Consider the following 16056-nt stretch of genomic DNA (forward strand, 5'->3'; position numbering starts at 1 on the left):
AGAAAGATAACTAAACAGACCACTTTGAGAATCGTTGATGCCGCGCATGATGCCTCCTCCTTAGATCCTGCGCAAGTATACTCAATCAAACTCAACCTTAAAAGGACTTTTTCAGCACCCTGCTAGTATCTTTAAAAGAAAGATTACGAGATCATCCTACAAAAATAAGGATTCCACTACTAATCCTTTGGATTTCTCTCATAACGATTCTTGCTCTTAGATGGTTTACCAGGGATCAGGCGCTCATAATAACGGGGCACAAGTTAATTGCCTTGGTCTTCCTTGTTCCGGTGCTGGAGGTAACAGCGTGGATAATCCACCGCCATAATATTTCTTTACATCAAAAATTGGAACAGTTTTTCTAAGGGCGGACGGCCACAAGCATCCGTGAACCAGCACCTTGAATTCTTTCAAACCGTCCATCACTTACGAATCACGAATTTCGCTTGAAATCTGCAGTTATCTTCAGTACATCAAAAGACAGCTTTCAGGAAGGTTTATTGATTAATCCTTCTTTAGGATAATTCCATCACTGGCCACTCTCATTCAAACGTCTTAAGAGGGCTTCAGCCCGAGAAATCAAATCTTTCCTCACAGCTTCGCGTTGATCACCGCTTAGTTTTGGATACTTCCGGAGCACCTTTGCAAGTTCGACGAAGTCACCTATCCGAGTGCTTGGCTCGGGGCTCCAGGTTTTGCCGGTTAGATATCCGCTTGGGTTTACCCAGTGAGCCACATGGAAGGTTTCCCCATCTAATCCAACTTCGTAAGATGGAGGAGGGTACCGTACGCGGAGGAGCATGCTTTCCCAGGTTTTCTCCAATAGATCTGCAGTGCTTGGATCAATCTCAGCCTCAACCCGTTCGACTCTACGAGATACTTGGCTAAGCGCCCGCCTCATGTCTTCTGGGTTGATTGTGTAGAGCTTACCCTCTCCAGCTTCCTTCATTAGAAATCTATTTATTGCACCCCATAGTTGCTCTTTCATTTCAGCTGTCACAACGATCGCATTCGCCTTCGGGTTGTCGCCGCTCCGCACCAGGAATACCGCACTCTCTTTATCGAAGGATGGCAAGAACAACATCTGGCACTTGCGAAATTTATTTGCACTTAAAAGCAGATCGCCGACGGCAGAATGATATGGATTGTCTTCCACATAACCGAACAGCCCTTCCTCCGGTTCAAGCTCGAGTGTTCCTGTTTCAGCGAGAGCCTCGCCAATAACTGATAATTTTCCAAACCACAGAAGAATGATTATTAAAAAAGTCACTGCTTTTTTCATCTGCTGTTACTCAAAGAATCAATAAGCTCACTCGTGAATAGGCCACTTGGCCTGAAGGCGAGATTTCCACTACTCCTGAGGGAATACTATTTTACACCTCGTCTTGAGCATCCATTGCCGGTCAATCCTGCTTCGGATAATACTACTTTCATACCTTTTAGATCTTCATCTACGATAAGGGGATGGGCTGGAGAATGGTACGCCGGCGGGTCTTTCTCTGATGGTGGAATCTTACTGCTGCGAGCTTCAAGATTGTAGATGGTTGCTGTATATGCATTTAGCGTGAAAAATCCTTCTTCATCCGTCTCGGTGGTGACCGAACCAAAATTTAAGATGTATCCTTCGGCCTGAGTACTTCTTGGACATAAGAGCATCACTTCCACACCAGCGGCAGGTTTCCCATCAGGCCATAGAACCTGCCCTTCTACTATTTGAGAATTGAATTCTTTTGGTATCTGAAAGTCATAGTTTTCTAATTTCGGAGCCGAGCCGATCTCAATGACAGTGGCTTCTTCGGATTTCGGAGTTCCTGGATAAAAGTATTTCATATTCTTCCTAAAATCATCAGTATGAAGGTCAAAATAAAGCAAGTATTTTCCAGGGGGTATTCCCTTTATTTGGAAATTCCCATCGTCATCAGAGCGTCCATAGATAAACATAGGTTTGCCATCGCTCTGCAGGTCGATGGGATCTAGGTTTAACATTACAGAGGCAGGCCGAAAACGACTATCAAATACTCGACCGGTGAGAATCGTATCGGGCCTGGCAACAAAATTGATGGTTGCGCACCCTCGGTCATGCACATCGACCTCAGCCTTTGAATTTGTACTCGAATAACTCTTGGGCCATAGCGCTTCTACTTCGTACTTGCCAGCCCGCAAATTAGAGATTTCGAAGATGCCTTCTGCGTTTGTAATCCCTCGAATCGACTGTTTTTCCCCATTCTTCAGAATCACAGCCACATCTCTAAACGGCTTATAAATCATCCCTCGATCAGCAGATACTGAAACTGTAAGCCGGCCACCACTGCCCGCCTTAGGAAGGTTTTTTAAAAATTGAAAATCGTCATCCTTCTCCGAAAACATAGAAAGTGGCCTTGTAAGAGTACAGACGCCTGTCGATAAGTGACCGGACTCGCCGTAGGCGTAAACGATATATCTTTGTCCTTTAATTAATCCATACGGGCCACAACTGGAATTTTTGTGGCTCTTCACCGAGATCGTAACTTCAGTTCCTGGGTTCCCCTTAAAAGTCTCTTCGACGATAAATCGGACCTCTCCCGCTTCATACGATGTACTTCCGGTCTCCCTCCCCATGTCTACTTTTTCTGTGCCCCCGACCATCTCTCCGATAAAGATCGCTGATGCGCCTGAAAAAACCTGGCAGGGCGAGTCGAATGCACATGAGCAGGCGTTCACTTTGGCAGATAAGAGCAACAAAACTGCGGCGGTCGAAAAGATGAATTGTGTTATTTTCATATTTCGTCCTCTTATGTTGGCCGAATGTGAGAAATATTATACCAATATTGTATTTATATTTCAGCAATTTATTTGGTGAAAAATTGACGCCCAATTGACAAATTACCATTTGAAATCTGCTCAGCATACAGGAAGTAAGATTGATGAATCAGGAAGGATTTCTCGGCGGGATTTCTCCACCTACAATTCGATATATTGAAAAAGATTGAGAACTAGCGGTTACCGTTTGTAAACTCCATGAATATCACAGGCGCCGACTGGTGGAGTTTAGGAAGAAGCCTTGGTGGAATACTAATACAAACGTAATAAATTGTGTTTCGTTATTGTAGGGGCCGCCCCTACCAAACAGATGTAACAATTGTACAAACGTTGTATTAATAAACGGAAGGAGCCTGATTGGGAAAAAGTCAGATTACTTGCTCTTATACATGACATAGAAGATGCCTGCTCCTGCCAGAAATAGTATAAGAATGCCGCCCCAACCGTCGCGTCTTAGGCAGGAGTCCACCAGGTTTTTCGGATTATATAGAACTTTCACCGGGTACCCACCCGTACCTATGCTCGAATCTATTGGAAAAGGGGGATAGCTCAATCTGGCCCCTTTTTTACTCCAAGCCTTCTGGAACGCTACACGTTCTTTGAAATCACCCTCGAATCTTTTCCAACCCTAAGTGAATGGAAAGAGGAGTCCGATCCTCGATTCCTTCCGCCGAATCCTCAAAACACAATTGCAATCCGTATGATTTTCTTTTTCAAGGAAGTAAATATCGTCTATGGGCAACTATCCGTTATCGATCATCCTCAAGGGCTTCTGCTTCCTTGATTATTTCATGCAGGAGGGTCCTTGTTTTATTTTTCAGTTGGCTTGTTCCTCTCGACGCATCTGAAGCAGCAAACGCCATCTCACCGAGCTGGATCGCTTTCACCCAGTCGACGTTCGAATTGTTGGGAACATGGAGTGCCTGAATGAGGAGATCGAGAGCCTTCTCTTGTTCCCCGCCACCTGCTGCGGCAAACGCCACTGAGATAAAGGGACCCGGATAGGAAAGTGCTTTCGTCTCGAGGATCGCTTCCGACAGGATCTCTCGACCTTTGGTTCTCTCGTTTACCTGGAAATAAACGCCGGCGATATCCGCTAAAAGCGGGCTCTTCTCGCTATACCAGGCGCTCTTGACTTCATGTGCCAGCCGATGAGCCTGCGCCAGAAGGGATAAAGCCTGTGTCTCTCTTCCGGTTTCGGCCAAATGCTTTGCCACTCTCAGCAGAGCACGACTCTTCTCATAGGGTTTTCCGATCAGGGAAGCTGTCTCGATCGCCAGATCGGATTTATTTATGGTCACATAGCCCTCTACAACAGAAGTCAGAAGGTCATGGTGGAGTTTAGAGCGAGGCAGAACCTTTGCGAAAATCCGGGTCAGAAAATTGCCATCCGTGCCAGGAGGAGGCTGCAAGGATGCTTCCCGGGCTTGGGTAAGCATCTGCAGCGCCTTTTTTCTCTCTCCTTCTTTGGCCCATATCTGAGCGATCTCTCCTAGCCAGATTGCCCTGCTGCTCCCATCGTTTAAGGTTTGCGCCATGGCCAACACTTTCGGTAATAGCTCAACCCCCTCCGCTTTTTTGTCTCGACCCATATAAATCCTGGAGAGTTCAAGCAACAATGGGATTTTTTTGTTAGGATCTTGGACCTTTTCGGCAATGCGTTCAGCGCCTTTTAAATGCCCGGCTTCTCCGAGTGCCTCTGCGATGTTAGGAAGATGCCACGGATCGATGGGAAGATTCGGGTTTTCCGCAATGGCAAGGGCTGCGGCAGCAAGTTCCGTGGCCTTTGTTTCATTCCCGGCGTGTTCCAGGGTTGCCGCCATTTTACTGAAGGCCTCCGCTTTTTTGCCGTCATCTTTAATAAGATCGGCAACCTCCATAGCTCTCGTTACTTGATCAATCTGAACGAACCTTATTGCAATATCGGTCAAGCTGTTGTTCCGCTCGTATTGATCTCTCATGGTCTCTGTTGCATGAAGCGCCTTGGATAGAATCTGAGACGCCTTTTCCAAAATTCCGATTTTTATATATCCGTCTGCAAGCCTGTGAAAAGAGCGAGATGATGAATGCTCCGACGTGTGCGAAAGATCAACGGCATAAGCTAAGAGATTCGACGCTTTCTGTTTTTCGCCCAACTCCGCATACGCATTCGCGATTTGTAGTAACCAGTAGAGTCTCAAATCCATACTGTCCATTGCATCTGTTTCCTTAGCCGCCTGAGACAGGAGCTCCATAGCGCCTTCCCTTTGGCTGTCACCCCCTAAAGCGGCCGCCACCTCCAATAGGATAGAGGCTCTTCCGTATGGGGAATCTTTTAACCGAATAATTTGAAGCGCGTCATGATACCGTCCGATTTTAATATACCCAGATGCAATTTTCCCCAACACATAATCCTTCGAACCGCCCGGTGTTCGGTCTATCGAATCGAGGGCTTTAGATAGAAGATGAGAAGCTTTTTCCCTCTCTCCAGCTTCGGAATAACCTAAAGCCATCTCAGCAAAGAAACGGGCCTCATCGTGGTCCCCTTTGATTTGAGCCATGGTTTCCGCCGCCTGGCTCAGGAGATCCAAGGCGATTTTCTCTTCTCCTATCTTAGTCGAAACGGAGGCGAGCCCTACCAGGATCTTTGCCGTCTGCTCATTCATTTGAAGGCTCAAGGAGTCTCCAGTCACCTGGAGGGCCATCCGGAAAATTTCATCCGCGCGCGCTCTATCACCACGGAGCGCCGCAATTTTTCCGACATCCAATAAATCCCATTCCTTCCCTCTGTTTGATGGTGGTTGGTTATGGATGATCTCGATCGCTTTGTCGTACATTCCCGCACGGGCATAGCTCTCCGCGATGACCAGTGCCTTTGATGGATAACCGAACTCAAAATTTCCATTTTTCATGATTTGAATTACATCCGAGAAGAGCTTCGATGCTCTTTCATCTTCTCCAATCTTCAGATAACCCTCCGCAACGCTCGATAAGGCCCGACCCCGATAGTAGGCATGTTCAATCTGCAAGGCATCTTCGTTGGCCCGAGCAATTATTGCAAGACCTTTTTCTTTTTTCCCCGCTTTTACATAGGCGTTGGCGACGGCCGCCAACTGAGAAGCTCTGATTTCAAGTGTGTCTTGTGTCCCTGGGATCGCTTCGGCGGACTCAAGGGCCAATGCCAACAGACCCGATGCTTTTTCTATCAGCCCCCTCTTCGCATAATTCTCCGAAAGATCAAGCAGAAGTCCAGGACGCTGACCTCTCCACGTTTTGGTCAGCGCGACCTCCAGTGCCCGTTCATCTTTCCTCTCTTCCGCATAACGTAACGCCACGCCTCGGATTGCATAGCCCCTATAGGCTGGATCGGCCTTCTTTTCAGCAATCAGCAGCGCCACCTCAAGCGGATTTTCCTCCGCATCCGCCCTTTTCTTTGCCTGAGGCAGGATCAATTCTCTTAATTGATCAAGTTTATACGGACCGACAAGGATTTTTCCTTTGGATATTTCGGCAACCAGAGAGGAATCGGGAAACTCTGAAAAGAGTGCCTCCAGTTTTTGTATAGAAGCTTCATAGAGGGGGTATGCCGCTGAATAGCTTTCCCGCTCAGTTTCCTGAGCCGAATTCAGCAACGCAGAAGCTTCCAGAAAAAGTATGTTGGGGTCGGATTCAGCGAAGAGCAGGCTGGCAAGAACAAAAACTCCCAAAAAGCTAGCGATTGCCGCTTTTGCAATCTGGATCATGGAAGTCCACTCACGACGAAATGCTTGGAGGTAGTAGAATACGTAAGTTCGATTATACTGTAAACTTCTAAATAATTAAGCTGAGAATAGACTCCATCAGTTGCTTCTATCCACTTGAGAATTTCAGGAAAGATTCTCTCCGTTGAATCTTCAATTTTTTATGCCTTTTAAAAAAAGGTGATTATACGAGCATTCTTGTCCTTGGGGCCGCGTCTTGAATCTTGATGATATGGGCCATCGCATATCAAGGTGTTCGCAACAGCATTGTTTCTTTTTATGTGCAATCTACTCCACTCATCTATTTCTTCAACCGCTGACTTCAGGAAGTAAAAAGCGATCGGATGGCTGAAGCACAAACTTACAAGGTTGGAATGGACTCTATGATTGTCTTTATTCGCATCTTTATCGCTGAGCCTTGCGATGTTGGAGCCCCTCCGCCACACCCAGAAGCGCATAGGTTTTTTCAACTGGAGTCGGTTGGCTCAGAGCCCACTTTGAAACAGAGTCATCTCCTCCTTTCTCAATTCGGGCGGCTGCAATGGCACGTAAGGCCTCTGCCCGAAGCTTCGCTTCAAAAAAACTCTTCGAATTGCAGCAAATCAAATCAGCGGTCGCCGTGGCTCCATCTATGTCACCCCTTCTGGCCTGAGCAATAGATAGATCTTTAAAAATACTCGCGTTCTTGATAATGCTCGCGGTCTTCTGCGCTCCTTTCAGATCGCCTGTTTTGATCTGAGCATAGAAAATAGAATGAATGGCGACGCCTTGATACGTTTCGTCCGTCACCAATTTATCTGCTTCGAACGCTCCTTGGATATCGCCCATCTGGGCTCGGACCATCGCGATCTTTCTCCAGATAGAGGACTTAATTCCTTCCATTTCGTTTTTGTTTATAATTCTCATTCGATTGACTACTTTCTGAACGAGAAACTGGGCATCCTCATTTCTCCCGGCTTGAATAAAGCTCTCCGCTACTTTTAGGGTATCAATTAGATTGTAGTCTAAAATGTCTTCAGCATCTCTGTCGGTTACAGATTCCCGAATAGCAATTAGTTTTTCAATGGTCGTCAGCGCCGCCTCCCGCTCACCCATTCTCGCCTGAAGCATGGCAATATCCCGAAAAAGGTACGCACTCTTCCATTTATCGGAATTCTCGTTGGCAATTTCAAATGCTTTGTCGAGAATTAAAGGATCCACTGACTCTCCCATCTCCAATTGAGACCAGGCAAAGTTCATTAGAATAAAATTTTTTGTCCATTCAAATAAGCTGATCGATCCTTGAGACAAAGACTCGGCCGCCTGAGATGCCTTTTCGATTGTTGCTATGGTGCCTTCTCGGTCTTTTTCCATCATTCGCTTGGCGGCGATGTCCATAAGGGTCCCCATCTTGCCAATATCCAACCTGTCTTCATTCGGTAGCAACTCTGCTAGAACCACCGCCTTCTCGAATGTGTCGATTGCCGCCGCTGTTTGCCCGACTTGCATCTGAGCATGCCCGACATCCATCAGGGCGCTAATTTTCCAGCGGGTCAGATGCCAAAGGTTTTGATCTGGAGTGACCCCTTTGAAGGAAGAATTTCCACGATTTAATTCTTTTGTTTTCTGCTGCATTTTTTTACTCGAAGCCGATATGTCGTTGACTTCTTCAATTTGTTCGATCAGGGAGTTAAACAATGCCTTGGAATCGGCTTGGTTCCCGGTTTTCCCAACCACCAAGGCCACCTCCCGCAGCGCCTCGAATCTGCCTGCCACTTCAATGTCACCGAAATGGTTCTCTATTAAGCGGGCAAATTGAGTTGCCGCTTTGAGGATTTCAGCCTCATTTGAAAAGGCCTTCTGATCGGATGGGGATGGATGATGCTCCAGAGTGTGAGGTGGTCTTATCTGACCTGCAGCACACTCGGATAAAAAGAATAGGGTGAAGATTAGTTGATAATAAAAAAAATTTCGCATGGATGAATCGACACTGGTTACTTATTTGGAATATCTGTGTTTCCGATTATACTCCACTCTGTTTTATTTGCGAAGGCTTTATTTGTTTCAGGAAGAAAGAGTTGACCTTACAATATGTGAAAAACAACATCATTATGATTTCTACAGCTACGCCTTACCCGAAGGTGGCATGATCAAACAAAATTCTGAGGATCGACATTCACCTCCAGCCGGACCCCTTTTCGCTCCATCCGCTTCCAGGAATTCAGCCCTTCCTTGAGAACAGAGGCTATTTTCTTTTGATCTTTTCCTTTGAGAAGAATCTGATACCGGTATTCTCCCCGCAGGCGCATCAGCGGCGCCGGCGCCGGACCAAGGAGGGTTACCCCCCTCTCGGCCTCCCCTTTTTTCGGGGGAGGGAGTACTTTCTCGATTTCTTTCACAAGCGCCGCCGCCCGGTCGACCACCCGTTTTTCTTCCGAGTGACTGAACAAGAGGAGAGTGAACCGGCAGAACGGCGGATAACCCATCTCCTTTCGAAAGGCGATCTCCTGCGCATAGAACCCGAGATAATCGTGCGTGGTCGCCGCCACGATCGACTCATGGTTCGGCTGAAAGGTCTGGATGATCACTTCGCCGGGACGATCCCCCCGCCCCGCCCGGCCCGCCACCTGGGCGAGGAGCTGAAAGGTCCGCTCGGACGAGCGGAAATCGGGGAAGTGAAGCGAGAGATCGGCGCAAAGAACGCCGACCAGCGTGACATCGGGGAAGTCATGCCCTTTGGTAATCATCTGGGTGCCGATGAGGATGTCGATCTCCCGCTGCGCCATCGCCGTCAGGATCTTGTGATGGGACTCTTTTTTCTGCGTGGTGTCCCGGTCCATCCGGGCCACCCGCGCCGCCGGAAAGCGTTGTCTGATCTCCTCTTCCACCTGCTCGGTTCCAATCCCAAGATGGACCAGCCGAATCCCCTGGCATTGAGAACAGGCGGTCGGCGGGGCAAGCTGAAACCCGCAATAATGACAGACCAGCTTTTGCAATTTCTTGTGGAAGGTCAAGGAGACGCTGCAACGGATGCAATGGGGAAGATAGCCGCAGTCGGGGCAGAGGAGCGAGGGGGAGAAGCCGCGCCGATTCAGAAAGAGAAGCGTCTGCTCTCGATTCTCCAAGCGCTTCTCCATCGCCGAAAGAAGCGGTCGGGTCAAAAACGGCCGGACCCAATCCTCTTTCTTGCGAAGATCGACCACCGCCACCGCCGGCAAGGGACGGGCGTCAATCCGGCCCGGAAGCGGAAGCAGGCGATATTTTCCGGTCTCGCTGTTGTAGAACGACTCGAAGGAGGGGGTGGCCGATCCCAATACCACGACGGCGTCGGACTGCTTTCCCCGGACCAGCGCCGTATCGCGCGCATGATAGCGGACGCCGTCATCCTGCTTGTACGACGAATCGTGCTCTTCGTCGACGATGATCACCCCGACCGATTCGAAGGGAGCGAAGATCGCCGACCGGACGCCGATGGCGATCTGGGCTTTTCCCTCCCGGATACGGCGCCATTCATCATAACGCTCTCCCGGCGAGAGACCGCTGTGAAAGAGCGCAACCGCCTCTCCGAACCGGCTCTGAAACCGCGCGACCAATTGGGCGGTTAAAGCGATCTCCGGCACAAGGACGATCGCCCCCCTTTTTTGCGCGAGGGCCTTTTCGATGACGCGAAGGTAGACCTCCGTCTTGCCGCTCCCGGTCACCCCATGCAGCAAAAACGGGGTGAACGTTTTCCCCTCGACGGCGGAGACGATCTGTTCCACCGCCCCTTGCTGATCGGGATTCAAGAGAATCGATGGCTGCAGCGGGAACCCCGAAGGGCGCATCGGCGTTCGCGGCGCCTCTTCCTCCGCCTGATCGATCAGCCCTTTGTCGAGCAGGCGTTTCAGTGAGGCGCGAAGCGGCGCTTCAAATGCGCCGACCGGCATCGCCCCTCCGGCAGTGAGAAGAATCTGGAGGACACTGGCCTGCTGCGGGGCGCGTTTTTGTAACGAGCTGATCAGGGAGACCGCTTCAGCCGGATCGGATTTCAAGAAAACAAGACGCCGGAATTTTTTCCGAACGGCGGGGCGATCGACCTCCCACGCTTCCGTGATCCATCCTTTTTTCTTTAATGTGGAGAGAGACCCGGCCAATTTCTCTCCCCCCGTCCGTTTGCGAAGTTGGGGCTCCGTCAGCCCTCCTCCCTCCTTGAGCGCCGCAATAACCCGCTCCTGGAGCGCCGTTTTCTTTTCTCCCCCGGCACTCTCCGCCGCTTCCGTGAGATGGAAACGTCTACGGACCACCGCCTGGCTTCCCTGGGGGAAGGCCCCTTTGATCACCCGCCCCAACGGGGCAGAGTAATAATCGGAAATCCAGTGAAGGAGTTGAAAGAGGGAAGATGGAATCGAGACATCCCCGTCCAATAAGGCGAGGACCGGTTTGGTTTCGGGGACCTCCGGACGATCGACGCGCCGAACATAATAAGCCAGGCGCCAGCCGCGCCCGAACGGCACCAGCAGCCGGGTACCCGGCGTCAACGGCGCCGCAGCCCAGGTTGATGGGAGATGGTAATGAAAAGTTCCATCCGCTTCGGCAAGCGCGACTTCGACAAACTGGGGGGCACTCATCGTTTCGGCCGTGAGGGTTGGCAAAAACCGATCCCGGAAAAGTGATCTCCGTCACCGAGAATCGACCGTATCCAAAAGAGGAGCTATTCTAACAACCTCACCCGGTCAAAACAAGAATAAACCGGACGAAGCGTTCATCGGAATAAGGCCCGTGCAGGAATTCCCGTTGATCTTTTTCGGATAAACGGGTACAATGTCGCCACATATTTATGACTCGGAGGTTTCAATGAGTTTAAAACAGATGATCGCCCTTGTTTCCTTTCTTACTTTGAGCATCGTCGCGCAGGGGACGCTCTTTTCGATCGTGAACGCAGCGGAAGACGAGGTCGCCAACATCAACGGGGCCTCGATCAGCTCGGATGAATTTCAAAAGCGGATGGAGCGGCTGACCCGGGAGGGGCAGGGGAATTTCGATACGGCCGAGGGAAAGGAAGAGCTCCTCGATATCCTTATTTCGCGCGAGGTCCTCAACCAAGAGGGAAAGCGGTTGGGGCTCGATAAGAAAAAAGAGGTGAAAGAACGGATCGAAGAGCTGACCAAAGAGGTGATGATCAGCGAAGTGGTCAACCAGATCGCGGCGGAAAAGCTGACCGACGCTGAGATGAAAAAATACTATAATAAAAACAAAGCCGAATTTAAAGAGGTCCGCGCCAGCCACATCCTGGTCAAGACCGAAGAAGAAGCGAAAGAGATCAAGAAAAAGCTCGATCAAGGGGGAGATTTCGCCGCCCTGGCCAAAGAGAAATCGACCGACCCCGGAAGCGCCCCCCGCGGCGGAGACCTCGGCTTCTTCACCAAGGACCGGATGGTGAAAGCGTTCAGCGACGCCGCCTTTTCTCTGAAGGTCAACGAAATCAGCAAACCGGTCCAAAGCCCCTTCGGATTCCATATTATCAAAGTGGTCGAGACCAAAGATGCGAAAAACTTCGAAGAGCTTGCTCCCGCCCAACTCCAAAACATCCGGGGCACGATGATCAACGACGAAATCGATCAGCTGAAAGAAAAAGCGAAGATCAAGATCAATAAAAATCGCCTCATGCAAATCTCATCGGTCCCGCCGGATCACTCCATGGACGGCCCCGGCGAGCATTCGATGAGCGATCCTCCCTCAGAAAAGTAGCCGAGTGGGTTCGACCATGCGCAAGCTCTTCGGAACGGACGGCGTCCGCGGCATCGCCAACATCGAGCCGATGACGAGCGAGATGGCGATGAAGCTGGGCCGGGCCGCCGCACATATCTTTAAAAACAAGGCGGGCCGCCACCGGATCGTCATCGGCAAAGACACTCGCCTCTCCTGCTACATGTTGGAGTCGGCCCTCACCTCGGGCATCTGCTCCATGGGGGTCGATGTCCTCTTGGTCGGTCCCCTTCCGACCCCCGCCGTCGCCTTTCTCGCGCGAAGCCTCCGGGTCGATGCCGGGGTGATGATCTCCGCCTCGCACAATCCCTTCGAAGACAACGGCATCAAGTTTTTCTCCAGGGACGGGTTAAAGCTCCCCGACGAAATGGAACATCAGATCGAATCGTTGATCTTCTCGGGAGAGATCGACAACATCCGCCCGACCGCGGCGGAAATCGGAAAGGTCTTTCGGATCGATGACGTCGAAGGGCGATACATCGAGTTCGTCAAGAACTCCCTCCCGAAAGGGCTCGATTTCCAGAGGATGAAGATCGTCGTCGACTGCGCGAACGGAGCAGCCTATAAAGTCGCTCCGATGGTCCTCCGAGAGTTGGGGGCCGAGGTCGTCGTCCTCAGCGACGATCCCAGCGGGACCAACATCAATCTCAACTGCGGCGCCCTTTATCCCGAGGAACTTCAAAAGAAGGTGATCGAGACCCAGGCCGACGTCGGCATTGCCCACGATGGGGATGCCGATCGGGCCGTCTTTGTGGACGAAAGGGGTCATGTCGTCGACGGCGATGCGCTTCTGGTCGCCTTCGCCCTGGCCCTCCACCAGGAGAAGGCATTAAAAGGAGAGACGCTGGTCTCCACCCTCATGAGCAATATGGGGATGGACTTGGCCCTCCGGTCGCGGGGGATTCAGGTGGTTCGAACCCCGGTCGGCGATCGATATGTGCTGGAGCGGATGCTCAAAGACGGATATAACCTCGGCGGCGAGCAGTCGGGCCATGTCATTTTTCTGGATTATAACACCACCGGCGACGGCCTGATTAGCGCGCTGCAGCTCCTTTCTCTCATGAAAAGGACGGGGAAAAAGGTCTCCGAGCTGGCCGCTTGCATGACCCCGCTTCCCCAGGTGCTCAAGAACGTCCGGGTTCAAAAAAAACAGGAAATCTCGGAGATTCCGGAGCTTCAAAAAGCGATCGCCGACTGCGAGGAGAAGCTCCGGAACAACGGACGGATTCTCATCCGGTATTCGGGGACCGAACCCCTTCTTCGGATCATGATCGAAGGCGAAGAGCAAACCGCGATCACCGCGATGGCGGACCAATTGGCGGAGATCGTTCAAAAGAAAATCGGTTTATCAAAATAAGGAACGCTTGAGATGAAGCGACCGGGAACAATGCTTGCGCTTCTTTCCTTTGCCCTCTTTGCGGGGCTCGCCACGCTGGATGCCTCTCCGCTCGATGAGGTCGTCCGCTCGCGGCACAACCTGGCCCTTCCCTCTCTTCCTCCTTCCACCTCCTGTACGATCTGCCATATCGATCCGATCCCCGGAGCCGCGGCGGCGCCCAAAGCGGTCCCTGCCGAAACGGAGAGCGCCGCTCCGCCTGAAAAGGCGCCGAGCCCCCCTCTCTGGGGAAGCCGGGAGGGAGCCGAATACCGTCTGACCGCCACCCTTTCGGCGAAGAGCCACCCGTACAATCAGCCGACCGGCTCCTCGCTCACCTGCTTGGCCTGCCATGACGGCGCCCTTGCCAAGGATATGCACGGCGTCAATGTCGATACCGCCCGTCTCGGCGCCGAGGCCAACACCTCCTGGGAGGGAGGTTTCTCCCCCAGGGAAGCGCCGCCATTGAGCCGCGTCGACCATCCCATTTCGATTCCTTATCCAAGAAAACCGAACGGCATGTTCGTTCCCGAGAATCCGTCGGTGACCTACGCCCGCTACTGGACCATCCCCGATCTCCGCCCGGAAGGGTATGTCCTCCCCAATGACGGAACCTCTTCTTACCTCGATCTTCCGAAAGAAAAAGTCTCTTCGCCGGAAATCCTCTCCACCCTGGTCCGAACCACCTCCGGCCGGGTGGAGTGCGACAGCTGCCACAATCCCCACAGCGAAAAGATCCGTCCCTTTTTACGTGTCCCCTCCGCCTCGCTTTGCCTCGTCTGTCACGACCGCTAGGAAAATCCCTCTCTGGTACTTCTCCTCCCCAAATCCCCGAAAATCTGCTGCGCCATAAGTAATTGATTCTTAACGCGTTTATTCTCCTGAAAGATCCCGATACTTGACAGGTCGCCGAATTTTGTTATGGTTGTTTATAAGAAATCAAGATGGCTCGAATCGATCGGTCACCTCCTGAATTCCTCCCCAAAACCGGCCGAGAAAAGGAAAGGGCGATGAAACAGTTTATATCTGGTGGTTTTTTACTGGGTTGGACGCTCCTCCTCTCCATCTCCCCGGCATGGGGAGCCGAGAATCCGGCGGAGGGGACGCACAGGGAGGTCGAGGCGCTCTTTCAAGAATCGCTGAAGAGCGACGATTACGAGCGGAACAAGACAAACCTTGAAAAAATTATCGATCTGGCCCCCGACTCCGCCTACGGTCATTTCTCGAAGGGGTGGTTCTGGGCCCAGGAAGAGAACTACCGAATGGCCGTCGAGGAGTATCGAACGGCGCTCCAAATCCGGCCGCAGTTCGGCGAAGCGAGAAACAATCTCGCCTCCGCCCACTTCCATTTAGGAAATTGGTCCGACTCGATTCGGGAATATGAAGAGGTTCTTCGGCAAAATCCCGACTGGAGCGAGACGCATCTTAATCTTGGATCGGCCTACTACATGGCCGGCCGGGCCTTCGCGTCGATTCAAGCCTGGGAGAAGGCGCTTCAACTCAATCCCGAGCTGTTCATCGTTCACTACTACCTGGGACTGACGTTCGATAAGCTCGGGAGGAAAGCGGAGGCTCGCCGTCACTACGGGCAATTCCTCGCGGCGGATAAAAACGAAGAGGAGTTCTCGGAATATATCGAACACGCCGGCCAACGCCAGAGTGATATCTGGGTCGAACAAGCCAGTAACCAGACTTAATCAGCCTGATCGATGTATTGAAGATATGAAAGAAGCCGGGGGTGGGACGCGCGGCTCACTTCCGAAAAAGAAATCCCAAGCGCATTGAAATTCCCATCGCGGCGCGCCCAGACGATTTTCCCTGAAAGTTTCTCCGAAGTCATCTCACCCGAACGTTGTTCGAAGAAAACCTCAATCTCGATCCCCTTGCCTGCTTCAACCGGATCTCGGGTGTAGCCTCCGATCCCTCCCCAACCGATATTGGGACGAAGGATCTCGATCACACCTCCCCCTTCCTGTATCAGAGCGATCTTCAGATTAAAACCGATTCGTTGGGACTTTCTTCTCTCTTGCATGGCGGAGAGACTACTGGAACCCCCTTCCCTTGTCAAGAGATTGCAGGGGTTCTACATGTCGAACCGTTACAGAAGATCGAATGGCCGATCCTGATGTCCTCTGAGGAAGAAGTGAGAAAAATCACGATTGATTGACTTTTGAATTTTCAAACGGATAAAATAAGAACCGATTCATCTCCAAGCCATTGGAAACACCGCCCTCTCCATCCTCAACGACGGCGCGTCCCGAACCGGCCGGATGGAGCGTAACAACCCGATCGACGTTTCCCTCAACTTTTTATTCCGCTCTTCAGAACCGTTCGGCCGATCGGCCGAGAGGAAGAGGCTCTCCTCATTTTCAGACGAGGTCGGCGGCACCATTTTCATTTCGGCATTCGACGGACGGGAGCTTTTATCGGTTCCCGGCG

The 16056-nt window shown here is 51.3% G+C and carries 11 protein-coding genes; 4 read left to right on the forward strand and 7 right to left on the reverse strand.

Translation table 11 applies throughout. The features are described from left to right. Window positions 1–529 precede the first annotated feature (529 nt). The 5 genes from MNODULE_RS00005 to priA all read right to left on the reverse strand — a co-directional run bounded on the left by MNODULE_RS00005 (window position 530) and on the right by priA (window position 11128). Window positions 530–1282: a hypothetical protein gene (locus MNODULE_RS00005; protein WP_168057428.1), complete on the reverse strand. Its 753-nt coding sequence runs from the start codon at window positions 1280–1282 to the stop codon at window positions 530–532. A gap of 86 nt (window positions 1283–1368) precedes the next feature. Further along, window positions 1369–2760, reverse strand: coding sequence for a hypothetical protein (locus tag MNODULE_RS00010; RefSeq protein WP_168057430.1), 1392 nt, complete (start codon window positions 2758–2760; stop codon window positions 1369–1371). 788 nt (window positions 2761–3548) lie between these two features. Then, window positions 3549–6521, reverse strand: a complete 2973-nt coding sequence (locus MNODULE_RS00015; RefSeq protein ID WP_168057432.1) for a tetratricopeptide repeat protein — start codon at window positions 6519–6521, stop codon at window positions 3549–3551. A gap of 402 nt (window positions 6522–6923) precedes the next feature. Next, window positions 6924–8474, reverse strand: coding sequence for a hypothetical protein (locus MNODULE_RS00020; RefSeq protein WP_168057434.1), 1551 nt, complete (start codon window positions 8472–8474; stop codon window positions 6924–6926). Window positions 8475–8647: 173 nt separating this feature from the next. Next, entirely contained in the window at window positions 8648–11128 is a 2481-nt protein-coding gene (gene priA, locus MNODULE_RS00025) for a primosomal protein N' (protein WP_168057436.1), read from the reverse strand. A 202-nt stretch (window positions 11129–11330) separates the two neighbouring features. Here priA and MNODULE_RS00030 point away from each other — a divergent pair, with 202 nt between their 5' ends. The 4 genes from MNODULE_RS00030 to MNODULE_RS00045 all read left to right on the forward strand — a co-directional run bounded on the left by MNODULE_RS00030 (window position 11331) and on the right by MNODULE_RS00045 (window position 15314). Next, entirely contained in the window at window positions 11331–12224 is an 894-nt protein-coding gene (locus MNODULE_RS00030) for a foldase protein PrsA (RefSeq protein WP_168057438.1), read from the forward strand. Between the two features lie 16 nt (window positions 12225–12240). Next, entirely contained in the window at window positions 12241–13599 is a 1359-nt protein-coding gene (gene glmM, locus MNODULE_RS00035) for a phosphoglucosamine mutase (RefSeq protein WP_168059144.1), read from the forward strand. A gap of 12 nt (window positions 13600–13611) precedes the next feature. Next, the gene (locus MNODULE_RS00040; protein ID WP_168057440.1) at window positions 13612–14412 is read left to right on the forward strand and encodes a cytochrome c3 family protein; all 801 of its coding nucleotides are present in this window, start codon (window positions 13612–13614) and stop codon (window positions 14410–14412) included. A gap of 215 nt (window positions 14413–14627) precedes the next feature. Further along, a complete protein-coding gene (locus MNODULE_RS00045) occupies window positions 14628–15314 on the forward strand; it encodes a tetratricopeptide repeat protein (RefSeq protein ID WP_168057442.1) in 687 nt (228 codons plus the stop codon). On the opposite strand, the gene MNODULE_RS00050 is transcribed toward MNODULE_RS00045, so the two are convergent. Together MNODULE_RS00050 and MNODULE_RS00055 are read right to left on the reverse strand one after the other, a co-directional pair. Next, a complete protein-coding gene (locus MNODULE_RS00050; RefSeq protein ID WP_168057444.1) occupies window positions 15311–15649 on the reverse strand; it encodes a PilZ domain-containing protein in 339 nt (112 codons plus the stop codon). The genes MNODULE_RS00045 and MNODULE_RS00050 overlap by 4 nt on opposite strands. Before the next feature lie 171 nt (window positions 15650–15820). Further along, window positions 15821–16015, reverse strand: a complete 195-nt coding sequence (locus tag MNODULE_RS00055) for a hypothetical protein (protein ID WP_168057446.1) — start codon at window positions 16013–16015, stop codon at window positions 15821–15823. Between the last annotated feature and the right edge of the window lie 41 nt (window positions 16016–16056).

It is taken from the genome of Candidatus Manganitrophus noduliformans, assembly GCF_012184425.1.
Lineage (GTDB): Bacteria > Nitrospirota > Nitrospiria > SBBL01 > Manganitrophaceae > Manganitrophus > Manganitrophus noduliformans.